Raw genomic sequence first — 25,922 nt, forward strand, 5'->3', positions numbered from 1 at the left:
AATAATTGACAGATAAAGGAAATGAATGCGATGCCAACAACAACACCACGCACGGATCCGCGTGTACTTCGAACGCGCCAATTAATTCGCAATGCATTTATCGATTTGCTTGAGGTGATTCAACTTGAGAAAATAACCGTGAATCGTATTGCCGAACGTGCTACCATCAATCGTGTTACATTCTATCTTCATTACCGGGATATTCCGGAATTGCTTGAGAAGCTGGCAGATGACATGATTAATGAAATTCAGGCTATCCTGGATGATATTCAAAGTGGGTCTCATTCCATAGATACGGATTGGTCCATACTAGTCCACCTGCTTGAGCATATCGCTGAAAACTCAAAATTTTATAAGGTGATGCTTGCTTCACAACGCATACCGGTCTTCAACGATCGACTTATGAAGCTGTTCGTTGATCTTATTACTAATAGAAGAGAGAACCATGCAGAGTCCCCATCTGCTTCGGCTGTGACCATTCCGAAGGATATTGCAATCTGGTACGGTTCCTCCGCTTTCATCGGTACAATTGTCTGTTGGCTTCGCGAAGACATGCCCTACACACCACTTTTTCTCGCCAACAAGCTTTCTCTTCTTTTCCATATACAACAAAATACCAACCAACTTATAGACTCAGAATGATTTCATCAGGAATAGGACACTTTTGGGTCCGACTAACGGATACTGCTAAGAAAGCTTGGCCTACTTATGGTCCGGTTCCCCTCGCTGTCTGTAACTGCATATTTAAAGGGCATCCTTCGCAGGATGCCCTTTCTTTAATAGCCTTTGAAATTATTCTTATACACTGATTCGAAATGAAATCATCGTTCAAATCATATAAAAATAATAGAATCCGCTCAGCGTTGCACCCCGTGCTTTTTTCTTATTGCCCCGCATTATTTTCCGATTACATCGCTACGGGGGCCATCTTTAATCAGAACGGGGGAGGAGAAACAATTATGACACTGGGCTCAAAGATCTATAAGGTGGGAGACATCACAGTTAGACGCTTAAATGAATTGGAGACAAACGGATACACAGCACAAGACTTAATTCCTGATTGGGATCCGTCCTTCTTAGAACAACATAAAGACTGGTTACTTCAAGGAAGCATGGAAAAGGATCTTGAACATGTCATCATTACGATCGGAACGTGGATCGTGAAAACTCCCGAGCATACTATTCTAATAGACACGTCGGCTGGAATACGAAGCTAGTTGATGGTGAATGGGTTCCGACTTTCCCGAATGCCAAATACGTTTTTCCGAAGTCCGAAGATAATTACTACGCTAGTTCGGATAGCCATAACGAAGCGAACAAGGTGAGTTTAAATTCCTACGAAGAAAGTGTTTTACCGATTATCCAAGCGGGATTAGCCGAGTACATCGGACCCGAGGGCGGAGAATTTCTTGAAGGAATCAAATTTATCCCATCACCGGGCCATAGCATCGGTCAAATGTCGATCAGTCTGACGTCACTTGGGGAAGAAGCACTCTTCCCTCTGATGTCATGCACCATCCAATCCAGGTATATCGTCCGGAATGGAACTCTTGTTTCTGTGAATTCAACGAACAAGCCATTGAATCGCGGCTTTGGGCGCTTGCCTATGCAGCGGATCGCAATGCCCTATATTTCGGCACACATTTTCCTGGCAGTTCGGCAGGTTATGTGACTCGGGATGGAGACGGCTTCAAATGGCGCTATGAGTAAATAGGACAATTGGGAGGTACACCATGAAGAACACAACCATATTGTTAAAGAATGAAACCATTGTGACAGAAGATTTTCGGATTGCCAGCGATACACCAGGCATTGAACTTCTGGTCAGAAATAAAAGCTTGTCTTCCATTGAAAGCTTTTCCGCAGAACGGACAATATTGATGGTACACGGCGCAACATTTTCAATCGAAAGTCTGTTCGATGTCGAACTCGGCGGCTTTTCCCTTCTGGATTTCCTTGCTAGCCATGGCTATGATGTGTATGCTGTGAACGTGCGCGGTTATGGTGGATCGACTCTCCCACCCGAGATGGAGCAGCCTGCTGGTCACAATCCTCCGCTCGTCCGAACTGAAACAGGCGTTCGGGACTTTGGTGCTGCGGTTGAATTCATCTTGAATCGAACGAAGTTGTCCACAATCAATGTGTTCGGGATGTCCTGGGGCGGAACCGTGGCAGGGGCGTACGCCTGCCAAAATAATGACAAGGTGAATAAGCTTGTGCTGGTAGTACCGCAATGGTTGAGCTCGCAGCCGATTCCGCTCGATCCCGGCGGTCCGATTGGATCGTACCGTCTCGTTGCGCCCGGCCATATGAAAGCAAGATGGTTAAGCGCTGCTCCGGAAGATAAGAGGCCCGGTCTCCTTCCAGAAGGTTGGTTCGAGAAGTGGGTGGACGCAACGCTTGCTTCCGACCCCTTGAGTCAGACGCATATAACTCCAAGCATTAGGGCCACTAATGGTCCGATACAAGATGTCCGAGAATATTGGGCCTTAGGGAAAAAGTTCTATGAACCTAAAGATATAACGATTCCTGTCCTCTTGGTTCATGCAGAATGGGACATCGATGTTCCGATCGAATCGGCAAAAGAGTTGTTCTCCGAAATAACAGGCGCTCCTTATCGGCGTTGGGTCGAAATCGGGGAAGCAACACATATGGTCATGCTTGAGAAAAACAGACTACAGGTCTTCCAGACTGTGCAACAATTTCTTGATGAAGAATATAGCCCTGCGAGGTAAATTCTCTTAAAGTGAGAACTAAGAATTTCAATATAAGAAGAAGGGGCTGTCCCAGAAGTCATGAAAATGGCCAGGGAACAGCCTCATCCTCATTTTTGTAGAACAAAAAGGGACCTTTTCTTTCTTCTCATAGACACCATAAAATAGTTATTGATATAATTTCACAAGGAGCTAGTCTATTATGTATCCATGTAAAATAAAGATTGTAAGTGCTACGAGTGAATAAATATTTGTTCTTTTGCACAAAAATCCTTGAATCAGAACTGGTGTGTCGATTGATGCTTATACTTTAGAGATGTGATCATGAAGGAGATACAGCTATGTATGAGTTGACGCGTATTCAGGCCCAAAACATTGTTGATAGAATGATGAAGGATATTCCATATAATATTAATATTATGGATCAAACAGGTATGATCATCGGGAGTGGAAATAAAGGAAGGATTGGTACGCTGCATCATGGTGCGGTGAAAGCCATAAAACAAAGGAAAATCGTGGAAATTAACAAAGATGAGGAGTTCGTAAAGAAGGGCATTAACTTACCAATCGAATTGAATGGCAGTATTGTTGGAGTCGTAGGAATCAGTGGCGAAGTAAAGGAAACGAGGCCCTTCGGAAACCTTTTAAAGTCAGCTGTTATTTTGTTAATCGACCATAGTATCGCATTGGAAAAAGAGAATTTGAAAAACAACTTAAAGCAAGAATTTTTTAGCTTAATTATAAATTCAGACACCACCTATACGAAAGAATTAATGAATCAGGCGTTGACCTATGGCATTCAGTTAACTAAGCCCTCCCAAATCATTTATGTGGAATCTCCTAATGAGATTGCTGAGGATGTCACTAAAAGCTTATCTTCCTTTAAAATCTCCAAATATACGCTTTGTATAGTCGTTCAGGAATCGGATAAGTCTGAAGTCCTTCAACAAACAATAGAAAATCAGTATCCGGATGCTTTCATTTCCATCAGTAATATGAACGACACTATTTCTGACGGACTTTTGCAGGCCAAATCAGCTATGCGTGTATTGAAGGGTGTTTATTTCAACGAAAAGGCCATCTACTATTCACAATGTGAGTTCATCGTCGATATGTCGAAATCACTAAAAAACGACACAAGATTAGAACGGCTAGCCCATTCACTTGAAAAAAATGAGGAATTAATAAAGACACTCCAGATTTACCTTAACTGTAACCTTAACGCCAATGAAACCGCCAATAGACTCATGATCCACAGGAATACATTAAACTATAGGTTAAACAAGATTCATAATATTACAGGCAAAGATCCCAAAAATATTTTGGAGCTCGTGGAACTCATTTTTATGCTGATTAATCGGATAAAATAAAGAGGACGTCCACATCTGACTGTGGGCCACCCTCTTTGATGTTATCTTAACAATCTGGCAATACTTTCAGATGTACGGGCAACATTCTCCTTGCCTTGCGTAAGGAGGGTATTAATATCTGCTGCTCCGGGAACAATTCCAAAGATGGCATCAAATCCTTCATCGTACAAGGTTTCAACATCTTGGCCTACACATCCTGCCAAGGCGATTACTTTCATACTGCCGTTAACACTCTTAGCTGCCTTAGCAACTCCGTAAGGTGCTTTGCCGAATTTCGTCTGAAAATCGATACCCCCTTCTCCTGTAAAGCAGTAATCCACATTTTGCAGTTTTTCTTTCAAACCTGTATATTCGATTACAATTTCAATTCCCTTTTTCATTGTAGAGTTGGTGAAAGCAATCAATCCACCGCCAAGGCCGCCTGCACCACCTGCACCAGGTACATCCACAATATCGATTCCAAGTTGCTGTTTTATTACGTTACTATAGTGCCTTAAATTTTCATCCAAAAATGTAACCATTTCAGGAGTGGCACCCTTCTGTGGACCAAAAACAACAGATGCACCTCGTTCCCCGCATAATGGATTGGTTACATCCGATGCTACCAAGATGTTAATATTTTTTAATTGCGGAAGCACATCAGTAGAATCGATCTTATCCAACTCAAGTAGGTTTCCTCCGCCAAGCAGCTTTAGCTCATTCCCTTGTTTATCCAGGAATTTATACCCCAGTGCTTTAGCCATTCCGGCCCCTCCATCATTCGTAGCACTTCCGCCGATACCTAGAATGATATCCGTAATGCCCTTTTCAATACAATCCTTAATTAACTCACCCGTTCCTAAGGTCGTCGTAATTAAAGGATTTCTTGTTTCCTTCGTAACATGATGAATTCCACTGGCTGATGCCATTTCAATCACGCCTGTTTTGCCGTCTCCCAGTATTCCATAATGGGCGGCAACCGGTGTACCAAGAGGTCCGGTTACTACTTTTTGTATCAGAGTGCCACCTGTTGCATCTACCAATGACTGGACCGTGCCTTCACCCCCATCAGCCATAGGTACATGAATGCATTCCGCGTCTGGAATAGCTCTTTTTATACCGATTTCCATGGCTTCGCATACTTCTTTTGCCGTCATGCTTTCCTTAAACGAATCAGGAGCTAACATAAATATTTTACCCATAAATGATTCCCCATTCCTTTTATAAGATAAATCCGAATAGAACTACTGCTACTATAGTCATCGTTATACCGACCATACTTTCATACAGGACAACCTTCATTCTATCCTTCATGCTAATGCCCATGGCATTACGTGTAACGTGGAAGTAGGTTCCGTGTGGCAAGTGGTCGATTACCGTAGCACCGGCATGGGTCATAACTGCAGCCGATAGAGGAGCTACACCTGTATTTAATATTGCATTTGAGAATGAACCCGTAGCCAAAATGACACCTGTTGAAGTGGATGCTGTTGCTGCTGCCATTAATATGCCTGCTATTGGTGCAAGGAATATTCCGGAAATGCCCGAGGATTGTACAAGAGCAACAACTTCTGCAGGCAGGGTTGACGCTGTAATTAATCCGCCAATGGCACCTGCGCCAATAATGATCAAAATCGTTGGTGTCATTCGATTTAAACCGGCCGTACAATAATTCACTATTTCTTTTGCCTTACCTAATGCCAAGGCGCCAACTACACCGGCAAATGGCAGGATAAACAAGGAGTCAATTTTTAGCGCTTCAAGGAAATCAACGCCTAAAATCGAACCAATCGGACTAATCATCAAAAGAACAATAGCGATGATTGGAGCTACTAGAGCTTTAGATAAAGGTGGTAGATTCATGGAGCTGGTCTTTTCCAATTCGACGGCTTCCAAATCCGTTACTTTAGTGCCTTTATACTTAATTAAGGATGCGATAATCACCGCAACTGCTAATCCGAAAAGAGCAGGGACTAATCCGCCAAGCATTACCTGGTTAACATCGAGATTGAATCCGCCTGCTGCTGCAATGGTATTCGGGTTAGGTGAAATAATGTTACCCGCTTTACCGCCGCCAGATAAAGCAACTAGCAAAGCAATCTTGGAATATCCCATTTTGTGGCCAACAGACAACGCGATTGGTGCAACAATCAATACGGCAACTGGAATGAATACCCCTACTGCAGTGATAACCATGGTAGCCAATGCAAGCGACAGCATCGCTTTCGTTCCACCGAGTTTATCAACAATAACTTTCGCAATGGTTCCCGCTGATCCAGATTCCATCATCACTCCAGCAAAAACACCTGCAGCGATAATACGAATAACTGTACCTTGAACGCTTTGTGTTCCGGAAATTAGGATGCTGATTACCTCCGAAAAATTAGCCCCACCAATAAATCCTCCAACAATTGCTCCCAGAATCAATGCATAAGTTGGTGCCAGTTTAAACAAAATCAATATAATTGCCAGTGCTAGGCCTGCTAAAGCGCCAATCCAAGTAATATCCATTGCTGCTGTCATCTTAAATCCTCCTCTGGGTGATTTTTATTTTTTTTATTTTGTAAATCCCATTGAGCTACTATGAGTACTCACAGTCCTTGTAAATTTATTCGCATAATAGGTTCTATTGATCTACATTTAATGTGGAATCTTTTCTATTCCCCCTTCAATGTCCTGCTCCACTAACTTGAATACGTTTTCATTATATTTGCATTACTAACTTATAACAATTGATATTCCAATGAATATTATTGTGCATATGCACTAAATAGTCCGCGTTGAATATGGGCTCAGATGAGAAACATAGTAATGGCAAGTGGTAGGTATAAGATAACCTAATATTAACGAGTTGATCAGAGGAGGCTTAAATGTAACTATTTTGTGAAATATCCTCAAAAATGTCGGAGATAACCGAGTTCAGTTTCTCAAGAGCAAATCCGATCTCAGCTCGACATATGATCAAACATGTAATTCGAATTACAATTCAGACCATATTCAGAATAAAATTATCATTTATTTATCGCTTCGGACCTTTTTGGGATCGAATCATACTATCCTGTATAATTATTGAATTTTCGAGTCCTCTTAAAAAAGGGGGGATTCAGGAATTATGCTAGAATAGGCAGCTTCTCAATACAGTTGCACATTTCCCTGCGAATGTGGGGGAGAATAAATTCATTTTGTGGGAGGAACACATGTTTAGAGAATTAAAACATAAGCTTGCGGCTATAGCACTTACCGTATGCATGATATCAACCCTGGTAACTGGAATACCGGTAAGTGTGCCATCGTAGGTCTGTTGATTGGTGTCTACTATGGTGGATGCATTTAAAAGCAGATTCGGCGGAACGGTAATGCCTTCTCCATAATATCCTTCCCGAAGTGTGTGGGTGAACACCAAATCCGTCGTTCCTGATCCGGAGACATAGCTCGATAAGCCAACTACCTTCGCAGACATTGATGACTCTTTAGCCAAGAATGCAATTTCCCAAGCGGAAAAAGCGGGTATCATCACCGGTGACGAAAATGGTAATTTTAATCGTCAATGCATCGTCCTCACGTGCCGAAGCATTGACGATTATCTTAAACACGTTAAGCCTCAACCTTGAGATCAAAACGCTGTTAGACTCTTTAATTGAGTAATTCTAGGGGCGACGATTTTTACAGAAGTCTGAGCTTTGGAAAAATGATTCAAATGCACTCATTTATTTTCATGGGGTTATCTCGTAGAGCAGAAGAAACTCCCTGAGGGATACCCCCTTTTACTTGCCGCTAAGCTCTTCTCCACCAAAAACTTAGCCGTCATTTATAATATGGTTCTCCCTATCACTCCAACAGCGAAATTAAAGGGCACCTGATTGGATGCCCTAATCGTTAGTCATTTTCACTTATACAAGACCCAACGGATAAACGATTTTGTACGCTAGTATTGCCCTAGAAGACCTTTCTTCATCGCTATTTTCTCGCAGTGATGAAACACAACGAGCCCTAAAATCAAATATGCCAGCGAATTTAATAATAAGCCCCCATCCCCCCTAACTTCCCTTGTTAAACTCAGCTGTCGATCAACTACATGACTGGTTCAGAGGCAAAGAACAGCGAGAAGTGGATTTATCAAGCTGGGCTTATGGTAATCCCTATGGTTTCACACCATTACGTGTGCAAATTCACCCACAATCCAAACTGATCTTTGTGACCCCTTCGCACCAGTGCGCGGTCGGGGTCGTTATGTCGGAGCCTCGCAGGCAACAATTGCTACATAAGGCCGCTCAAGAACAGTTTTGGATCATTGAGGACGATTATGATAGTGAATTTCGATATCGTGGGGAGCCGCTTCCAACATTGTTTAGCCAGGCATTCGTATTTCGGCATCGTTGGATCTGTCGAGGCAATTGCTCAACTAGCCAGGGTACAGGAGTTGACTTACCGTCATCTCCCGATTATGGACCAGCTTACATTAACGCACTTCATCAAGAATGGGCACTTCATGCGCCATATGAGAAGAGTCAGAAATGTGTACCGACGAAGACACGAAGCCATGACAAAGGCTATTATGGCTAGTGGTTTAGGGGAGCGTTTCACACTATGTGGTGTAGAAACTGGATTGCATATGTTACTTGAAGCTGAGGAGTCATACGACAAAGAAACCGTGACACAGTTAGCCCTTCAACAGGGAATACGTGTATACCCTCTTGGACCCTATTGTTTGGAAAGCAAACGAAAGGGATGGGTGTTGGGCTTTGTACAAGTAGATGAAGCATCGATTGAACAGGGAATTCATCGTCTTGCGGAGTTGATCTTATAGGGTCATCTTCACAAGCTAATTTTGCTGCGCTCTACTCTTTTTTTATCCGAAAATTTATCCGTCATTTGTGATAGGGTTCACCGTAACATCTATAGGGCGAAATCTGAATCCGGCATTTAGAATAAAGAGAAATATCACATCATAGAGGATGAGAACAATTAACATCATAAATAGATAGTCTAATAGGGCACCCTTTAGGTGCCCTATTATCTGTTAATCGTATTTGGATTTCCAAATATGCTTACTTTAACTCTACTTACTCTCTTGAGCGATCACCTTCAACAGAATCGTTACTGCCTCTGCCCTTGTAGCATTAGCATTTGGAGCGAATTTGTTTGTACCTTTGCCTGTTATTAGACCAAGACTTTTCAACGCTGCTACCGGAGCCTTCGCCCAGCTAGGAATGTCTGCTTCATCCACGAAGTCAGTTATAGTATTCGCTTCGACCTTTAATGCTAGCGCTTTGGCGATCATCATAGCCATCTCTGCACGTGTAATTTCTGCATTTGGACGAAAACTGCCATCTAAGTAGCCTGTAACAATACCTGCTTTTACTGCTTGCTCGATCGCGTCTATTGCCCATGTGCCAATCTTCGCCGAATCGGTGAACGTCAGCTTTGCATCTTCCTCTTGCGGCTTCAAAGCCTTCATCAGCATCACCACAAATTCCGCACGAGTGACAACGCCATTCGGCTTGAACGTACCATCCTTATAACCATTCACAATTCCTCTTTGTGCTGCTTTATTGATGTCAGAAGCTGCCCAGTGACCAGTAATATCGCTAAATGTCGGATGGTCCGTTCCAGACTGTTCCTCCTTGCTTACAGCCATTACCGCAAACTTCGCAAAGAAATTGACTTCAACTGTAATCTTATTGCCATCTATCTTACCGCCTTCAATCTGTACCCATTCCTTCTTCACCTCATCATAATAGAAGACAGCTGGATACTGATCTTCCTTCAAGCTTGAAGGATCAAAGATAAAGGTCAGCCTTACTGGTTTGGCCAAATCTTCCGTAAAGTTTTTCAATATCTCGTAGATCGGACTGATTAGAATGAGTTTACCAAATAGAGGGTCTTTCGCATCCGTCAATTCCTCTATCGTAATTTTTAGTTCCTTGTCTGATGTTCCTGCTGGAATGACAATGGTCACCGCATTCGGTAGACTCACCTCGCCTGCGCTTCCTATAGGCAGCGTTATTTTACCATCAGTTGAGGTTAACACTCTGCTGTCATCCGTACTAGGGATTGTTGGGCTGCCACCACTGCTAGGGCTACCTTCACTACCGCCATCACTAATGCTCGCTGACGCCCTTGTCACGATTACCGTGTATGTCTGCTTCGTTGTTCCGTCCTCTGCGATTGTTTCTACGGTAATCGTGTTGTTACCCACGCTCAGGCTTATTGCTCCCGACGCCGCTCCGCTCGTCACTACTACGCCATTCACTGTTACTATCGCGGTGCTAGTTGCTACAGCTGGTGTTACTTTCATGTTGCTCACGCTGTTATCCACGTTTACCGTGTAACCAGTCGTGCCTGACGCGAACACTGGATTTAAGATACCACTTGTTAGACCCAGACTACTCAAATCTGCATTATTACTCAGTGGTGTCGCTGCCCTTGTTACCGTGATCGTGTATGTCTTCGTCGTTGTTCCATCTTGTGCCGTCGTTATCACTGTGATCGTGTTGTCACCTACGTTCAGGTCAATCGCTTCAGACTCTGCTCCTGTTGCTACCTCCGTACCGTTCACCGTCACTGTAGCGCCGCTATCTGCTACAGCTGGCGTGACTGTTAGGTTACTTATGCTGTTCCCTACACTTGCTGTGTAAGTGATCGTGCCCGACGCAAACGTCGGACTCAAACTTCCACTCGATAGAACCAAGCTGCTCAAATCTGCATTGCTGCTTAGAGGTGCCGATGCTCGCGTTACATTCAGTGTGTACGTCTTCGTCGTCACACCATCCTGTGCCGTAACCACTACCGTAATCGTGTTGCTACTACCTACGCTTAGGCCAATCACTCCAGACGCACTTCCGCTTACTACCGGAATACCGTTCACCGTCACTGTAGCGCCGCTATCTGCTACAGCTGGCGTGACTGTTAGGTTACTTACGCTGTTCCCTACACTTGCTGTGTAAGTGATCGTGCCCGACGCAAACGTCGGACTCAAACTTCCACTCGACAGCAACAAGCTGCTCAAATCTGCATTGTTGCTTAGCGGTGCCGATGCTCGCGTTACATTCAGTGTGTACGTCTTCGTCGTAGCACCATCCTGTGCAGTAACTACTATCGTAATCGGATTGCTACTACCTACGTTCAGGTTAATCGCTCCAGACTCCATTCCCGTTACTACCGTCGTGCCGTTCACCGTCACTGTAGCGCCACTATCTGCTACAGCTGGCGTGACTGTTAGGTTACTTACGCTGTTCCCTACACTTGTTGTGTAAGTGATCGTGCCCAACGCAAACGTCGGACTCAAACTTCCACTCGATAGAACCAAGCTGCTCAAATCTGCATTGTTGCTTAGCGGTGCCGATGCTCGCGTTACATTCAGTGTGTACGTCTTCGTCGTAGCACCATCCTGTGCAGTAACTACTATCGTAATCGGATTGCTACTACCTACGTTCAGGTTAATCGCTCCAGACTCCATTCCCGTTACTACCGTCGTGCCGTTCACCGTCACTGTAGCGCCGCTATCTGCTACAGCTGGCGTGACTGTTAGGTTACTTACGCTGTTCCCTACACTTGTTGTGTAAGTGATCGTGCCCGACGCAAACGTCGGACTCAAACTTCCACTCGATAGAACCAAGCTACTCAAATCTGCATTGCTGCTTAGAGGTGCCGATGCTCGCGTTACATTCAGTGTGTACGTCTTCGTCGTAGCACCATCCTGTGCAGTAACTACTATCGTAATCGGATTGCTACTACCTACGTTCAGGTCAATCGCTTCAGACTCTGCTCCTGTTGCTACCTCCGTACCGTTCACTTTCACTGTAGCGCCGCTATCTGCTACAGCTGGCGCGACTGTTAGGTTACTTACGCTGTTCGCTACGCTTGCTGTGTAAGTGGTCGTGCCCGACGCAAACGTCGGACTCAAACTTCCACTCGATAGAACCAAGCTACTCAAATCTGCATTGCTGCTTAGAGGTGCCGATGCTCGCGTTACATTCAGTGTGTACGTCTTCGTCGTAGCACCATCCTGTGCAGTAACTACTATCGTAATCGGATTTCTACTACCTACGTTCAGGTTAATCGCTCCAGACTCCATTCCCGTTACTACCGTCGTGCCGTTCACCGTCACTGTAGCGCCGCTATCTGCTACAGCTGGCGTGACTGTTAGGTTACTTACGCTGTTCACTACGCTTGCTGTGTAAGTGATCGTGCCCGACGCAAACGTCGGACTCAAACTTCCACTCGACAGCGACAAACTGCTCAAATCTGCATTGTTGCTTAGTGGGCCAAGTACCTTAAAAGCATTTGAGTGTGAATAGCTCTCAGAATGCACTTCATCATCAACTCGAACATGCAAATACCAATCACCTGTAGCCGTAGGGGTAGTTATTGTGTCTCCACTGTAAAACGTTGTCCCCTCGCCTATGTTCCAACTTGCCGTTGTGTCACTTTTTGACCACTTGTACTCGGCTTTGACTAATACAGCATCAGGAACTTTTATCATCACCTTTGTTGAAATCTGTTCCTTCCCCAACGATTCACCGTTTGGAGAATAGCTGACCCCAGCAGATAAAATATTCAGGTATTTATGACTTTTCTCAGAAGCATACGTCTTCGCTGGAGAAGGATCAAAAGCTATCATTGAAGTATTTTCAGAAGAACCAAACGCATCAGTTCCAATGGCAGTTGAATCCCCTTCAACCATCACACTCGTTAATTCGTTAAAACTAAATGCACTAGCCCCTATGCTCGTTACACTGGCTGGGATCGTCACACTCGCTAATTGGTTTTTATAAAATGCACCTGCCCCTATGCTCGTTACGCCGTCTGGGATCATCACACTCGTTAATTGGTTAATACTAAATGCACTAGCCCCTATGCTCGTTACTTTGGCTGGGATCGTCACACTCATTAATTGGTTAATACTAAATGCATAATCCCCTATGCTCGTTACGCCATCTGGGATCGTCACACTCGCTAATTGGTTAGAACTAAATGCACCTGCCCCTATGCTCGTTACGCCGTCTGGGATCGTCACACTCGCTAATTGGTTAGTATCAAATACATAACTCCCTATGCTCGTTACGCCGTCTGGGATCGTCACACTCGTTAATCGGTTATCCCTAAATGCACCTGCCCCTATGCTCGTTACACTGGCTGGGATCGTCACACTCGCTAATTGGTTAGTAGCAAATACATAATTCCCTATGCTCGTTACGCCGTCTGGGATCGTCACACTCGTTAATCGGTTATCCCTAAATGCATAATCCCCTATGCTCGTTACACTGGCTGGGATCTTCACACTCGTTAATCGGTTTTTATTAAATGCATCAGACCCTATGCTCGTTACGCCTTCTGGGATCGTCACACTCGCTAATTGATTATCCCTAAATGCATCAGACCCTATACTCGTTACGCCTTCTGGGATCGTCACACTCGCTAATTGATTATCCCTAAATGCATTAGGCTCTATGCTCGTTACACCGCCTGGGATCATCACACTCGTTAATTGGTTAGAATTAAATGCGCTTATCCCTATACTCGTTACACTGGCTGGGATCGCCACACTCGTTAATTGCTTATAAAAAAATGCACTAACCCCTATGCTCGTTACAGGGGAACCCTCTATTGTAGTAGGTATAATAACATCTTTGTTCGTTCCAGTATAGCCTGTAATGGTTACGCCTGAGCTTCTTATTTCGTATTCTAATCCTTCGAGAGTTGTTGCCGCCCTTACCTCCTGAATACTACCTCCTGTCCATAAGCCTAGCGTAATCACAGCTAGCACTAGTAGACAAATCATCAATTTATTTATTCCCAATAAACTCCATCGCATCATATGACGGTTGCACCTCTTCATTATTATTTAATTATGCCCTTACTATATTTTGCCACAAGAACTCTTCTTGAATCTTAATGAATTCTTAATGGTTTATGGTTAGCTATGAATATGAGTCGAGATTTAAGCTGTATTTTGTGCTCTAACATAGATTAATACAAAGAATAAAGGGATCATTAGTAGAATTCTACTAATGATCCCTTTATTGATTATTATTTCATAATTTGTAGTAAATCTTTAATTTCTGGATTAAGCTCAATAGCACGTAAAATTATTGCTAATGCTTCTGCACGTGATGATTGTTTATTAGGCTCAAATTTCCCATCTCCACTACCAGTGATAATACCTTCATTAGCCGCTGCTTGAATTTAATCTTTATTCCAAGCTTTATCAGTATCAGTAAAAGTAGTAGATGCATTTCCGCTTACGGAAGAAAGATTAACAATTTTAGAAATGATAGAAATAATTTCAGCGCGTGTAATCTGGGCATTAGGTTTGAATGTTCCATCAGTATAGCCAGAGATAATATTATTATAGCATCTGCTACCCAATTACCTTCAACATCACTTCATTGTTTACCTGAACCGTTAGGAGTTAAATCAAATATTTTTGAGATATCTATTTTCGATAGATACGGACATATGATCCGTTTTCAAATTATGGATCTGATACCCGATCAGACCTTAGGGACAACCCCATCTTTTATAAAAAAAATTCGCTCTATTTATGATAAGGTTCACCTTGATTGATCTTCACTGAAAACAATTTTGTAGTAAACAACTTGTCCCACATCACAAACCGCACCTTTTCCTCAAATCGGTTGGTGTTCACAATGTCTTGACGATATGCGCCACCAATCGCAGATTATGTTCGATAAGCATATTTCGCGCATTGCCGTCTCCTTCGGCCATCAACTGTAAGTATTTACTCTCATCCTTCTCGGACAGAGGCTGGGGAAAGGCATTGTTCTTGACGTAAGATACCAGTAGAGAAAGCTGTTTAATGAACAGCGCTATCGCTGAGATTAATCCAGGCATTGAACCGAATTGAAACTAGAATACATGACCATAATAGCTATATATAACAATATAAAGGATGATATCATGATTTATATCTATAATGACTATGGCGGGACACATACAACGGCTCTTGCAGCGGCCTATCATTTAAAAGAAATTACCCAATCAGAACGAAAACTAACTAAAGAAGAAATATTAAATGTTAACTATTTCAATAAATTATCTAAAGATGATTCAGGAAAAATTATTTTTCACGGGATCGATGATAATGGAGATTCGGTGTATACGATAGGACGGAGATCCTCCAAACTTGTTGTTCCAGCTTTAAAAAACTTAAGCTTTTTACTACAAAACAAACATCAATTTCATGAAAGAATAATATTCTCTAATACATCACCAACTGTACCGTTCGTGATGTCAATTGGGGGATTTTTCTCAAGAGGATTAAAAATTGATTTTGTAGGTGTACCCTTATTAATTATGGGTGCCAAACAATGCTGTGACAATATTTTTCGGTTGGTTGAAAATACGAAACAAATAGGAAAATCCTCAAATGAGGAAAATATGATTATTTTAGAAAATGAAAAATATAAGTAATAATATCGCTTAACCTCAAAATCAGTGCTTGGTTATTAAACAATGAAACAAACAAGTAGAAACAGTAATGCCGTCCTTTTTCAAAGACGGCACCCGTTTCAGGGGAATATATGGAATAGAGTATCATGTGAAACTTATACTTTCTTATATTTTAAAAAAAGTATTAATTGTTATTCACGATGTAGCTGAGAGCTTGTTGCTAAGAACAAGTATAGCCGCATAGCTACTCATTCTTAGCTCGACTCTCGTTACAACGAACGTTCTTTACTCAATAAAGTCCATTGCCCGAAGCATCAAGAGGATAACCTTGGTTGACTCTGCTCGTGTTGCAGCACCTTCCGGGTTGAATGTGTCCTTTGTTTTCCCCTCCATGATGTTCGCATCAACGATCATGGCAATATCCTCGAAGTAGCTTTCGCTCATCTGACCCGCATCTTTGTAAATCTCTGTTAGATTACGCTCGGTTGCCTTCACATCGATTTCATGATTGCGCAGGACAACTGCTATGATCGATGCCATCTCTTCTCGCGTAATCGGCTTGTCAGGATAAAATCCGAGTTCTGAGAACTTAGTCAAAATCCCCGCCTGCTTCGCCTGATGAATCGCTTCAAAATACCATTTACTCGAAGCAATATCATCATAAGAATTATTCAAATTAGTATGATCTACCACTTCGTTATAGACTGGAAGATTCAAACTATTGACGATCATCTGCACGAATTCTGCACGCGTGATAAGCTCGTTCGGAGCGAATATCCCCTCTCTTCTCCCAACGATAAGCCCCTTATTAGCACTTTCAATCATATATCGCATTCCCCAATGACCAATAATGTCTGAGAACTGAACATCATTGCGAGCCACCACGACAATCCCATCACCTCTCATCAGCACTGCTGCTTCTCTCTCTGTCAGTTTCGCAGGTACAAACGAGAATCCAGCATTCGCATAACGCAGCACTGCATTGCCCTCATCTAAAGTATGAAGTGTCAAGTTAGCAAATGTGTTCGTAGCAAGTGCTTGAACCGTGGTGTTATCACGATTGGCGATACCTAGTTTAATATCATAGAAATCACTGACTAGCATCCCCGATGGGTATTTCTCTTTGAACGATTGTTCCACCTCTGCCTTCGCAACATCGGATAGTTTGTTGATCGTAAGCGTCAAAATCCCATCGTTCGGTATGGTTTCTTTCATTTGATTGACCAAATCAAACGGCAGCGTATAGGTGCCCGAACCGAAAGTGATCAATAATTCAGCCTCTTCATTGTTAGCAAAAAGATCCTTTAGCGTCTGAACGCTTACTAAGAGGTAAACTTCATCCTCATCGCCTGCTTTCACAGTGATTGTTTGATCAGACAGCTCCAGCTGTGAAATATGCTGATCAAATCGTAGGTTGTCATGACGGTCTATCAATCGAATGACACCTCTCGGAACATTATAAACCGATGGTGGTATTTCTACTTTGTTATCTTCATATTTATATTTATCTTTATCTTTATCTATAATGCCAGGGTTCTGTCCTCCATCTGGAACCTTCGCCTTCGCGATTACGAACGTCAGCCCAGTGGACGCATATATTGGCAGCGAGACATCAACTGCTCCTTCGTATGTTCCATCTGTGTTTTGCTTACCTTGTACACTAAGCACAAGCGGATCTGGTACGACAGTTTCTGGATCTTTCGCCTTCGCTATTTCGAACGTCAGCTCATCCTCTACCGTTTCTCCTGACGTAAAGCTAAGCTTCGCCTTCACTGTATATTTACCTGGCGCTGACTCCGTCATCAATTGCACTGGCGTGCTGCCATCATAAACGACCGGTTGCCATGAACTGCCGTTCACTTGGTATACTGCATTCGCAACGCTCAACCTAGTGGATGCATACGCTGGCAGTGAAATGGTTACCGCTCCTTTGTATGTACCATCTGCATTTTGTAATATAAAAGCACTATGCCAATACGCTCCTGCATTTTACCTACCGAACTTGAGCAGTGTAAGACATGCTTCACAGTTCAAAGTACCTCATAGTGAGTAAAGCGATACAGGCAATGAATGAATGTCAGAAAATCCAAACAAAAAAAGTTCATTAGGATCATCCTGATGAACTTAAAAATTTAATGTTGGTACCGGCGAGAGGCCTCGAACCTCCTCGCGCTCCCATTCGATTTTGAGTCGCACATGCTATTCCGAAGATAGCAGAAGATAAGTCCAAGAAGAGGAATCTATAACCCGCGAAAAGCCTTGTATAATCTGGTCATACCCCTGTCAAGTAGACAGATAAAAAAGCTATGCAGCCAACGCGTGCCGATACTCAATCGGTGCGCGCTGTTTAAGTTTCTTCTGAAATCGTTGGTAATTATAAAAGTAGATATAATCTTCGACAGCTTGATGTATCTCAGCTTCTGACTTACACCGAAGAAGGTACAACTTCTCTGTCTTAAGATGCGAAAAGAAGGATTCGATGTATGCGTTATCTAGGCAGGTGGCTTTGCGAGAGTGACTGCCTTTGACGCCGAATGATTCTAGTCGTGTGTTTTACGCCTGAGACGTATATTGGAAGCCTTGATCCGAATGGAGCACGGCTTCTGAAACGTCTCTTTTTCGTGTCCACTGCTCAACTGTATCCATCACTAGTTTTACATCGTTACGCTCAGATAGTTGCCAGGCTACAATCTCATTGTTAAAGAGATCTTGAATCGCAGACAAGTAATAAAATCGAGTGCCATCCGAGATATACGTAATATCTGTGACTAATTTTTGCTGCGGAGAAGTTGCGTGAAACTGACGCTTCAATCGGTTAGGATACACAACGGAAGGTGTATAGTTGGAGCGATTTCGTTTCTTTCGTATGACCGATTGGATCGACAACTTTTTCATGAGTCTCCATATTTTTTTGTGATTCACGAGGTAGCCTGCCTCACGCAATGCGGTCTGCATTCGAGGGTATCCGAAATAGGGATGCGCCAAATGGATCGCGATCATATGCTCTTTGATTTCATGATCTCGTGTATGAATTTCAGCTCGCCTTGAGCGTTCATTTCGCCATTTATAGTAATTAGCCCTGGATAGCCCTGCAATGGCTAATAGGCGCGTAATACCATGGCGCTCACGCAGTTCTTCGATCACTTCGTAGTTATCTCGTAGTCTAAGCTTCTCTCCGTTACCAGATTTGGATATCGCTTTTTCAAGTATTCTACCTGAGCTTTCAAGTAATCGCGTTCTTCTTCAATTGTCGCAAATATGCTGCGAGGACGCCCTTTCATAGGGCTTGTTGAGCCCTTACGTGTATCGAGTTCCTCTCCATTACGATACTTCCCTACCCAAACTTTGAGCTGGGTGCAATTTCTAATCCCCAGTCTCTTTGCGACCACTTTATAACTCTCCGATCCCGTTAGATACGTTTGTATTGCCTTCATTTTGAATTCTTCCGTGTACGTTTGAAACACCTGTCCCTTTTTCGCCATACAAAAACCCCCTCCAAGTTCACTCGTTTCCTCATGTTATCACATAAGGTTTTTTAAGAGTGTCTACTTGAAGGGGATAATATCAATCAAGGTTTTTTGTGGGTTTTTATGTTTTCATCAAGCCCCGTAAGGGTTCGTGGCAATAACTCAAAAAGAAGCCGTTTTTAGACGATGGATAGAACTCGGAAAGAACTTTTGATAGAACAGCCCCGCTCCCTACCATTGACAAATGAACGGAGCGAACGCTCCAGGGAGGGTAATGAATATGTCCAAAACAACTGTCATCACCATTGCAAATCAAAAAGGTGGAACAGGAAAAACCACTACTGCCTACTATGCCGTACGAACTGCCCGTTTTTTATCGAGCAATGGAGCGGAGTAAGGATTTAGAAGTACAGACTTGTTGGCATGTTTGTTCCTGGAGATTTGAAGCCATATGAAAAAAAAATAATAACTAAAGATGTACTTTTTGCTCTCACCTCTCACGATCTTTTCAATTCAAGCCCCAATCATAAGCTATATGGGCACTACTAAAAAAGTTTGCATTGCAACCGATCGTACACTAGTGGGCCTTACACCTATAAAGTGCCCTCCAATTTTCCATTGAAGGGCACTCATGTTAATGATCGTATCGCTTGATATCGAAGTTTCGAATGGCCATGATGAATTCTAATGTCAAATGTTGCTTGCAATCCTCGTCAAGTCTCCCATTCTGCCGTGAATACTTATTGATCAACGGCTCGTATCTGCGAATTAATTCTATCTCTGCCTGCTTGTCCCCTCTCTAAGCACAATATCCTCTTTCGACCCTTTCACAGATCCCTTGCATGTTCGATTCCATGATGACACCTCCACTATTTACTTCTTAATAGGTAAATAGGAATTCAGCGCCATTTTAGCAACCATAAATTTGAAAAAAATAAAAATATCCACATCATCCTTTAGTCACGAACAACATCGCAACTTCAAGAACAGAGGATATTGAAGGTCTTGCGAAATTTTAACAATATTTGATCAAAACCATATAGTGACTATGGACATCAAGAAGAAACAGAATGCAGCTCTGTACTCTATAAAATCAATAGCCACATTCTACTTCCGTGCAGATTATAAGATTTTCAAATTTGAATGTGAATCCAACTTCATTCTTACTAAAAAGGAATACATAGATATCTGAGGGAGCATGAGGTTACTTCGCTACCACTTCATAGGTTTAGAGGTGTCAGATATCATCCTCCGCAACACCAAGCGCCTTGTTCCTTTCCTTGAACACACTGTTGTGAGAGGATACGCGAGCCATGCCCCATGCTTCGGGATCGATGTATTTCTTCGCATTGTTGACCGCCAGCACCGCATCGGTAAACGTACCGGCTATCAAATGCACTTTAGTCGAATAGTCGGCTGTATCGCCTGCCACAAAGATGCCCGGCAGGTTCGTCGCCAGCTTGTCATTTACGGGAATATTCCACTCCCCCATCTCCATACCCCACTCGACGATCGGACCAAATTCGCCCCGAAGTCCATGGTTCACGATGACTTCGTCTACATCCAACCGCTCCGTTTCACTTTCCAATTCTCCTTCTTCGTTGTACCTAGTGATCAATACAGCCTCGATCGCATCGCCAGCCGCATTTCCATACAATTGCGCAAGTGCGTAAGGGGTACGGACATCGACCGAAGACTCTTTCATCCGCTTCACATTTTTCTCATGACCACCAAAATGTTCACGGCGATGCACGACGGTCACACTAGCCGCTATGGATTCAAGCTCATTCGCCCAGTCCACTGCGGAATCGCCTCCGCCAGAGATGAGTACCCGCCTGTCTCTAAATCGTTCAAGCTCCTGCACGGTATAATGCAGGTTGGTCACTTCATAGCGGTCGGCCCCTTCAATGTCCAGCTTGGCCAACTTTAATACGCCGTATCCCAATGCCAGCAAAAGTGTACGAGTATGATGCTGCTCCCCACTTTCTGCTGTCACGATCATCGTATTGTCTTCCAGTTGCTCCAACTTGCTAACTTGTTGTCCCAATACGATTGTCGGGTCAAAGGTTTTTGCCTGCTGAATCAACTGGCGAATCAACTGCTCGCAGCGGATCGGCGTAACGCCTCCCACGTCCCAGATCATCTTCTCCGGATAAAGCAGCAACCTGCCGCCCAATTCTTCCTTGGCTTCGATCAGTTTGACCTTCATATCGCGCATTCCGCTATAAAACGCAGCGTACAGTCCTGCAGGACCGCCGCCCACAATCGTTAGATCATATAATTCAGTCATCTTCGGTCTGTCCTCCTCCTGTTTTGTATGTATTGATTACGTTCAAGAGACTTGAGTCGCATACAATCGTGCATAAATGCCGCCGCTACTTAGCAGTTCCTCATGCGTACCTATCTCAGCAATCTCTGTGCCCTCCAGCACGACGATCTGGTCCGCATGACGGATCGTCGATAGCCGATGGGCAATCACCAGTGTTGTGCGATCCTTGGATATTTCGTCAAGCGCCTGCTGGATCTCTTGCTCTGTCTTGATATCAAGCGCCGATGTCGCTTCATCCAGAATGAGGATCGGTGCATTGCGCAGAATCGCCCGTGCTATCGAGAGCCGCTGTTTCTGCCCTCCGGACAGACGCACACCGCGTTCACCAATTACCGTATCGTAGCCTTGCTCCATCTGAGCTATAAAATCATGCGCTTTAGCTGCTTTAGCTGCGGCAATCACATCTTTCTGGGTCGCGTCCTTCCATCCATAAGCGATATTGTCATATACCGAGCCATCAAACAGGAAGGTATCCTGCAGCACCATCGAGATATTATCACGCAGGCTGGAGAGCGTCACATCACGAATATCGATGCCATCCACTCGAATCGAACCTGCCTGCGGGTCGTAGAATCGGTTAACTAGACTGGCCAATGTCGACTTTCCTACGCCGGTTGTGCCTACAAGCGCCACCGTCTTTCCAGGATCAACGTTCAGGTTCAGCCCCTCTAATACAGGCGCGCCATCTTGATAAAGAAATGTGACATCTTGAAAGGAGATCTGTCCTTGTACACGCGGCAAATTGACTGCGTTTCGCTTCTCCTGTATGTCTTCCTCTTCTTCCAGCACATCATATACCCGTTTAAGGCTAGCTGCGGCTCTCCCGGCCATTTCCACCAAGCCTGAAAAGGACTTTACCGGTTGATAAAACATACCCAGGTAGGCGATGAATCCGATGATATCAGCAATGCTTACCTCGCCTGTTGCCATCAATCTGCCGCCCAGTATCACGACAAACACGGTCCCTAGCGCGGTCACAAATGCCAACAACGGCAAAGAGGTTTCATAGAACAAACTTGCGCGTAAATAGGTCTTCGTATTTTTCATAGCCAGTCGAGAAACGTTGCCCCGCTCCTCCTCCTGCCGATTGAAAATTTGGATTTCCTTCATGCCCGACAAGTTTTCCTGCACCTTGCCAGCGATATCTCCCCGCGCCTTGGAATTCTCTCCCCACAGCGGCGACAAGCGCTTGCTTTGCCATACCGTGATCGCAAGCAGCAACGGAATCGTGATCAGACTGATCAGTGCCAGCTTCACATTGATCATCAAGAGCAGAATGCCTACTCCGATAAAGGTCAGTCCGTTGATAATAAATTCAGGAATGGCATGGGCAATGAAAATTTCCGCTTCCATCGCATCATTCACAACGCGCCCAGTCAAGTCACCCGTCCGGCTTCGATGGAAATAGCGCAAGCTCATCTGCTGAAATTTGCTATACAATCTTGTTCGTAAATCCGCAACAAAATGAAGTGCAGCATAATGGTTCATATAGCCTGCCAGTGATGTTCCGATGGCTTGCAGACAGGTGGCTCCAAGAAGCAACAAACCAATCGTCAGTGCTTCTGCGGCAAAATGACTGCTACCATCGGTCGCCAATTGTGTCAACGAGCGGAGCGCCCAGGGCAAATAAAATCCGGCAATCGTGGCCATCACGGCACCGACAAATCCAATGCCTAAATGTAACCAATATTTCCGTGCGCCCAGCAGGACACGCCATGCGATTTTCATGTGGCAATAGCCTCCTTCTGTTCTTTAACATTTAAGAATCCTTGATCCGCCCCTTGTTCTCTACGCTTATCACGCAATAGCTCGTACGTCACATACACCGGTCGCCCCGTTCGTGGTTCCAGCATAATTTCTGCATCGATGGCAAACACCTCACGCAGCGTCCGTGCCGTCATTACGCGCTCTGGCGAGCCATGCTCCACCACCTGACCATCACGAATCGCCACCATATAGTCGGAGAAGCGTGCTGCCAGATTCAGGTCATGCAGTACCATCACAATCGTCACCTGCTGACTGCGATTCAGTTCATAGAGCAGCTCCAGCACTTCAAGCTGATGCGCCAGGTCCAGATAGGTGGTGGGTTCATCCAGCAGGATCAGATCGGTCTGCTGAGCGAGCGCCATCGCAATCCAAACGCGCTGACGTTGACCGCCAGAGAGCGTATCGACCTCACGATGCTCAAACGGTGTAAGCTGTGTAACCAATAGGGCCCAGGCGACTACTTCCTTATCCTCTTTGGAGAGCTTGCCGAAGCCCCGTTGATGAGGAAAACGCCCATAGGCGACTAATTGACCGACCGTCAAACCGCTCGGTGCGGTCGGCGTCTGAGGCAGAATCGCCATCTGCTTGGCCACTTCCTTGGTGGACAGTGTGCGGATATCGGCACCATTCAGATAAACCGTGCCATGCTTCGTCTTGAGCAGCCGACCGACTGCCTTTAGTACGGTTGATTTGCCGCATCCATTGGGACCAATAATCGAGGTAATCTGTCCACGCGGAATTTGCAAATCTAGTTCTTTTACGATAAGCGTGTCATTATAGGCTATATTGATTTGTTGCGCTGTAATACTTTCCATGTCATCCTCCTATTTGGCCTTCGCTAGTAAATAAAGAAAATACGGAACACTAATGACCGTAATGACGATTCCCGTCGGTACATCTCCCCCCAGGCTAACCGTCCGCGTAATCGTATCTGCCAGCACCACGACTAATCCCCCGGCCAGGCTAGCAGCCGGAATGAGCAATTTGTGATCGGGTCCGACCAGTTTTCTTGCCATATGCGGAGCGATTAAGCCAACGAAGAAGAAGCTTCCACCCACGGCCACACTGCCAGAGGATAAAGCAACAGCAGCAATCGACAACCCCAAAAACTGCCGCTTCACGGAAAGACCCAGCCCTTCTGCCGTCTGATTGCCCAGATGAAGGGTGTTCAGCATGCGAGCCTTGTAGAAAATATAGCCAAGTAAAATCAAGACCCATGGTGCCAGTACGGAAATATAGCTCCAATTATCGCCCCACAAACTCCCCGCTAGCCAGTGCAGCATGAAGCTCATCTGCGAATCATCCAGCTTGAGTGTCAGGAAGGTGGTCAGCGCACCATACCCACTTCCGAGCGCGACCCCGGTTAAGATCAAACCGATTGGCGAGATGTCTCGCCCTCGGCGATAAGATAATAAGAATATCAATCCCGCCGCCAACAGTCCGCCAACAAAGGCCAGCAATGGCAATGCAATAAAGGAGCTCTTTCCTGTCGATGCGATGAATACGACGAAGAATAGGACAAACAAACCTGATCCCGAACTAATCCCCAGTGTCCCAGGACTAGCCATGTCATTGCGCAGCAAACTTTGCATCACCGCCCCAGCCGCTCCCATTCCCATACCTACCAAGATCGACAGTACGATTCGTGGCATTCGAAAATCGAACACGATAAGATTTTGCTTTTCGGTACCGTTTCCCATTAGAACGTTCAGCACTTCTAGCGGTGAAAGATTCATCTTGCCAGAATTCACGCTAATGACAGCAAACATAACGATGAGCACCATAAGCACTACATTGACGATGATGCCCCGTTGCACCGTATAACGCTGCTTGATCATTCAAATTCCCTCCTTTGCCTACGAGCGAGGAAGAGAAAGTACGGCACACCAATGATAGAAAATATAATACCAATTGGTGTTTCGAACGGCTTATTGATCAAGCGGCCAACGAGATCGGCCGATACGGTCAGCAACGCACCATATAACGCAGCAGCCGGAATAATGTACCGATAGTCGACACCTACCATGTATCGCACAATATGCGGGGTAATCAGACCAATAAAACCGATCGGACCAACCACGACAACAGACAATCCAGTCAGCACGAGCACGATAATCGTCGATAAACCCTTGACCAGTCCGCTGCGAATACCGAGTCCACTTGCCACGTCATCACCCAAACTGAGCAGTGTAACGGAAGGTGATAGCGCCAGCGCCAGCAGTACACCACCAACAAATAGCGGTGAGATAATCAGCAATTCCCCCCACTTGGCCCCCGCTGTACTGCCTGCCGTCCAGAATGCCAATGCTCGACCTAGGTTGTAATTGATCGCCAAATACTGACTGAGCGCGCCAAACAGCATGGAGATGGACAGCCCTGCCAGTACCAGCCGCTGAGGCGTCATCCCGCTCTTGCCCAGTGACGCGATGAAGTAGGTCATCCCGGTTGCGAGCGCTGCTCCCAGACAAGCAAACAGCATCATCTGCCCATACGAATAACCCGGCAGAAAAGCCAGGCAAAGCGCAATCGCGAATGCTGCCCCAGAGCTGATCCCCATCAGCCCAGAATCGGCCAGTGGATTGCGCGTCGTACCCTGCATGATAGCACCACATACCGCAAGACTACACCCAACAATCAGATCGGCTACGGTACGCGGAAGACGTAGGGTTTGAATAACTTGATGCTCAGTGTGCGTTGGATCAAATCGGAAAATAGCCTCCCATACAGTCGCTAGACTCATATCGGCGGCGCCGAAGCTAATCGACGCCGCCGACATGAGAACCGTTAATCCAAGCCCTACCACCATGTACATGGTGAAGTTTATCGCCCCACGGCGTTTTTGTTCAGGCTTTTTTTTCATTGCGTTTTCCTTTCCTGACCT

Annotated in this window: 23 protein-coding genes and 3 pseudogenes; 9 read left to right on the plus strand and 17 right to left on the minus strand. The window is 44.7% G+C overall.

What is annotated here, in order from left to right; genetic code table 11:
- The first annotated feature begins 30 nt into the window (after positions 1–30).
- From ACP8HI_RS14750 to ACP8HI_RS14770, 5 genes are all read left to right on the plus strand, one after another.
- Entirely contained in the window at positions 31–642 is a 612-nt protein-coding gene (locus tag ACP8HI_RS14750; RefSeq protein WP_438346987.1) for a TetR-like C-terminal domain-containing protein, read from the plus strand.
- A 317-nt stretch (positions 643–959) separates the two neighbouring features.
- The gene (locus ACP8HI_RS14755; protein WP_438346988.1) at positions 960–1,217 is read left to right on the plus strand and encodes a hypothetical protein; all 258 of its coding nucleotides are present in this window, start codon (positions 960–962) and stop codon (positions 1,215–1,217) included.
- Positions 1,218–1,509: 292 nt separating this feature from the next.
- Complete coding sequence (locus ACP8HI_RS14760; RefSeq protein ID WP_438346989.1) at positions 1,510–1,710, plus strand: hypothetical protein; 201 nt, start codon at positions 1,510–1,512, stop codon at positions 1,708–1,710.
- Positions 1,711–1,733: 23 nt separating this feature from the next.
- Entirely contained in the window at positions 1,734–2,735 is a 1,002-nt protein-coding gene (locus ACP8HI_RS14765; protein ID WP_438346990.1) for an alpha/beta hydrolase, read from the plus strand.
- A 320-nt stretch (positions 2,736–3,055) separates the two neighbouring features.
- Positions 3,056–4,084, plus strand: a complete 1,029-nt coding sequence (locus tag ACP8HI_RS14770) for a CdaR family transcriptional regulator (RefSeq protein ID WP_438346991.1) — start codon at positions 3,056–3,058, stop codon at positions 4,082–4,084.
- Between the two features lie 41 nt (positions 4,085–4,125).
- Here the strand turns inward: ACP8HI_RS14770 and ACP8HI_RS14775 are convergent, their stop codons facing one another.
- From ACP8HI_RS14775 to ACP8HI_RS14785, 3 genes are all read right to left on the minus strand, one after another.
- Entirely contained in the window at positions 4,126–5,265 is a 1,140-nt protein-coding gene (locus tag ACP8HI_RS14775; protein WP_438346992.1) for a glycerate kinase family protein, read from the minus strand.
- A gap of 19 nt (positions 5,266–5,284) precedes the next feature.
- Positions 5,285–6,586 carry a GntP family permease gene (locus tag ACP8HI_RS14780; RefSeq protein ID WP_438346993.1) on the minus strand — a complete coding sequence of 434 codons (1,302 nt, stop codon included), beginning with the start codon at positions 6,584–6,586 and terminating at the stop codon, positions 5,285–5,287.
- A gap of 592 nt (positions 6,587–7,178) precedes the next feature.
- Positions 7,179–7,577 carry a hypothetical protein gene (locus ACP8HI_RS14785; protein ID WP_438346994.1) on the minus strand — a complete coding sequence of 133 codons (399 nt, stop codon included), beginning with the start codon at positions 7,575–7,577 and terminating at the stop codon, positions 7,179–7,181.
- Here ACP8HI_RS14785 and ACP8HI_RS14790 point away from each other — a divergent pair.
- Both ACP8HI_RS14790 and ACP8HI_RS14795 read left to right on the plus strand, forming a co-directional pair.
- On the plus strand, positions 7,549–7,674 hold the full coding sequence (locus ACP8HI_RS14790) for a hypothetical protein (RefSeq protein WP_438351841.1): 126 nt from the start codon (positions 7,549–7,551) through the stop codon (positions 7,672–7,674). The two genes, ACP8HI_RS14785 and ACP8HI_RS14790, sit on opposite strands and share 29 nt — an antisense overlap.
- Positions 7,675–8,104: 430 nt before the next feature.
- Positions 8,105–8,870: pseudogene (locus tag ACP8HI_RS14795) on the plus strand (hypothetical protein); the annotation flags it as partial.
- 252 nt (positions 8,871–9,122) lie between these two features.
- On the opposite strand, the gene ACP8HI_RS14800 reads toward ACP8HI_RS14795, so the two are convergent.
- The 4 genes and pseudogenes from ACP8HI_RS14800 to ACP8HI_RS14815 all read right to left on the minus strand — a co-directional run.
- Entirely contained in the window at positions 9,123–13,883 is a 4,761-nt protein-coding gene (locus tag ACP8HI_RS14800; RefSeq protein WP_438346995.1) for a cadherin-like beta sandwich domain-containing protein, read from the minus strand.
- Between the two features lie 212 nt (positions 13,884–14,095).
- A complete protein-coding gene (locus tag ACP8HI_RS14805; RefSeq protein ID WP_438351842.1) occupies positions 14,096–14,251 on the minus strand; it encodes an S-layer homology domain-containing protein in 156 nt (51 codons plus the stop codon).
- A complete protein-coding gene (locus tag ACP8HI_RS14810) occupies positions 14,252–14,434 on the minus strand; it encodes an S-layer homology domain-containing protein (RefSeq protein WP_438346996.1) in 183 nt (60 codons plus the stop codon).
- Positions 14,435–14,719: 285 nt separating this feature from the next.
- Positions 14,720–14,920 (minus strand): annotated as a pseudogene (locus tag ACP8HI_RS14815) (RNA polymerase subunit sigma-70); the annotation flags it as partial.
- Between the two features lie 66 nt (positions 14,921–14,986).
- Between ACP8HI_RS14815 and ACP8HI_RS14820 the strand changes: the two are divergent.
- Positions 14,987–15,499: a DUF3189 family protein gene (locus ACP8HI_RS14820; protein WP_438346997.1), complete on the plus strand. Its 513-nt coding sequence runs from the start codon at positions 14,987–14,989 to the stop codon at positions 15,497–15,499.
- 264 nt (positions 15,500–15,763) lie between these two features.
- On the opposite strand, the gene ACP8HI_RS14825 is transcribed toward ACP8HI_RS14820, so the two are convergent.
- From ACP8HI_RS14825 to ACP8HI_RS14840, 4 genes are all read right to left on the minus strand, one after another.
- Entirely contained in the window at positions 15,764–17,365 is a 1,602-nt protein-coding gene (locus ACP8HI_RS14825; RefSeq protein ID WP_438346998.1) for an S-layer homology domain-containing protein, read from the minus strand.
- A 417-nt stretch (positions 17,366–17,782) separates the two neighbouring features.
- Positions 17,783–17,959, minus strand: a complete 177-nt coding sequence (locus ACP8HI_RS14830) for an IS3 family transposase (protein WP_438351843.1) — start codon at positions 17,957–17,959, stop codon at positions 17,783–17,785.
- A 72-nt stretch (positions 17,960–18,031) separates the two neighbouring features.
- Positions 18,032–18,688 carry an IS3 family transposase gene (locus ACP8HI_RS14835; RefSeq protein ID WP_438351844.1) on the minus strand — a complete coding sequence of 219 codons (657 nt, stop codon included), beginning with the start codon at positions 18,686–18,688 and terminating at the stop codon, positions 18,032–18,034.
- A complete protein-coding gene (locus ACP8HI_RS14840; RefSeq protein WP_438346999.1) occupies positions 18,619–18,960 on the minus strand; it encodes a transposase in 342 nt (113 codons plus the stop codon). The genes ACP8HI_RS14835 and ACP8HI_RS14840 overlap by 70 nt, the downstream gene beginning before the upstream one ends.
- Before the next feature lie 265 nt (positions 18,961–19,225).
- Here ACP8HI_RS14840 and ACP8HI_RS14845 point away from each other — a divergent pair, with 265 nt between their 5' ends.
- Entirely contained in the window at positions 19,226–19,342 is a 117-nt protein-coding gene (locus ACP8HI_RS14845; RefSeq protein ID WP_438347000.1) for a ParA family protein, read from the plus strand.
- A gap of 237 nt (positions 19,343–19,579) precedes the next feature.
- Here the strand turns inward: ACP8HI_RS14845 and ACP8HI_RS14850 are convergent.
- The 6 genes and pseudogenes from ACP8HI_RS14850 to ACP8HI_RS14875 form a co-directional block, all read right to left on the minus strand.
- Positions 19,580–19,732: pseudogene (locus ACP8HI_RS14850) on the minus strand (helix-turn-helix domain-containing protein); the annotation flags it as partial.
- A 450-nt stretch (positions 19,733–20,182) separates the two neighbouring features.
- On the minus strand, positions 20,183–21,235 hold the full coding sequence (locus tag ACP8HI_RS14855; protein WP_438347001.1) for an NAD(P)/FAD-dependent oxidoreductase: 1,053 nt from the start codon (positions 21,233–21,235) through the stop codon (positions 20,183–20,185).
- Positions 21,236–21,277: 42 nt separating this feature from the next.
- Positions 21,278–23,002, minus strand: coding sequence for an ABC transporter ATP-binding protein (locus tag ACP8HI_RS14860; RefSeq protein ID WP_438347002.1), 1,725 nt, complete (start codon positions 23,000–23,002; stop codon positions 21,278–21,280).
- Entirely contained in the window at positions 22,999–23,856 is an 858-nt protein-coding gene (locus ACP8HI_RS14865; RefSeq protein ID WP_438347003.1) for an ABC transporter ATP-binding protein, read from the minus strand. The genes ACP8HI_RS14860 and ACP8HI_RS14865 overlap by 4 nt, the downstream gene beginning before the upstream one ends.
- A gap of 9 nt (positions 23,857–23,865) precedes the next feature.
- The gene (locus tag ACP8HI_RS14870; RefSeq protein WP_438347004.1) at positions 23,866–24,879 is read right to left on the minus strand and encodes a FecCD family ABC transporter permease; all 1,014 of its coding nucleotides are present in this window, start codon (positions 24,877–24,879) and stop codon (positions 23,866–23,868) included.
- Positions 24,876–25,901: a FecCD family ABC transporter permease gene (locus ACP8HI_RS14875; protein WP_438347005.1), complete on the minus strand. Its 1,026-nt coding sequence runs from the start codon at positions 25,899–25,901 to the stop codon at positions 24,876–24,878. Before ACP8HI_RS14875 ends, ACP8HI_RS14870 begins: the two co-directional genes overlap by 4 nt.
- Between the last annotated feature and the right edge of the window lie 21 nt (positions 25,902–25,922).

Source organism: Paenibacillus sp. FA6 (assembly GCF_051550225.1).
Classification (GTDB): Bacteria; Bacillota; Bacilli; order Paenibacillales; family Paenibacillaceae; genus Paenibacillus_AQ.

Bases quoted from the DNA above. Each gene is read 5' to 3' on its own strand.
- ACP8HI_RS14875 (WP_438347005.1), bottom strand. From the start codon at position 25,901: ATGAAAAAAAAGCCTGAACAAAAACGCCGTGGGGCGATAAACTTCACC.
- ACP8HI_RS14755 (WP_438346988.1), top strand. From the start codon at position 960: ATGACACTGGGCTCAAAGATCTATAAGGTGGGAGACATCACAGTTAGA.
- ACP8HI_RS14785 (WP_438346994.1), bottom strand. From the start codon at position 7,577: ATGATACCCGCTTTTTCCGCTTGGGAAATTGCATTCTTGGCTAAAGAG.
- ACP8HI_RS14775 (WP_438346992.1), bottom strand. From the start codon at position 5,265: ATGGGTAAAATATTTATGTTAGCTCCTGATTCGTTTAAGGAAAGCATG.
- ACP8HI_RS14840 (WP_438346999.1), bottom strand. From the start codon at position 18,960: ATGGCGAAAAAGGGACAGGTGTTTCAAACGTACACGGAAGAATTCAAA.
- ACP8HI_RS14860 (WP_438347002.1), bottom strand. From the start codon at position 23,002: ATGAAAATCGCATGGCGTGTCCTGCTGGGCGCACGGAAATATTGGTTA.
- ACP8HI_RS14765 (WP_438346990.1), top strand. From the start codon at position 1,734: ATGAAGAACACAACCATATTGTTAAAGAATGAAACCATTGTGACAGAA.
- ACP8HI_RS14870 (WP_438347004.1), bottom strand. From the start codon at position 24,879: ATGATCAAGCAGCGTTATACGGTGCAACGGGGCATCATCGTCAATGTA.
- ACP8HI_RS14800 (WP_438346995.1), bottom strand. From the start codon at position 13,883: ATGATGCGATGGAGTTTATTGGGAATAAATAAATTGATGATTTGTCTA.
- ACP8HI_RS14855 (WP_438347001.1), bottom strand. From the start codon at position 21,235: ATGACTGAATTATATGATCTAACGATTGTGGGCGGCGGTCCTGCAGGA.
- ACP8HI_RS14760 (WP_438346989.1), top strand. From the start codon at position 1,510: ATGCACCATCCAATCCAGGTATATCGTCCGGAATGGAACTCTTGTTTC.
- ACP8HI_RS14865 (WP_438347003.1), bottom strand. From the start codon at position 23,856: ATGGAAAGTATTACAGCGCAACAAATCAATATAGCCTATAATGACACG.
- ACP8HI_RS14770 (WP_438346991.1), top strand. From the start codon at position 3,056: ATGTATGAGTTGACGCGTATTCAGGCCCAAAACATTGTTGATAGAATG.
- ACP8HI_RS14750 (WP_438346987.1), top strand. From the start codon at position 31: ATGCCAACAACAACACCACGCACGGATCCGCGTGTACTTCGAACGCGC.
- ACP8HI_RS14820 (WP_438346997.1), top strand. From the start codon at position 14,987: ATGATTTATATCTATAATGACTATGGCGGGACACATACAACGGCTCTT.
- ACP8HI_RS14845 (WP_438347000.1), top strand. From the start codon at position 19,226: ATGTCCAAAACAACTGTCATCACCATTGCAAATCAAAAAGGTGGAACA.
- ACP8HI_RS14780 (WP_438346993.1), bottom strand. From the start codon at position 6,586: ATGACAGCAGCAATGGATATTACTTGGATTGGCGCTTTAGCAGGCCTA.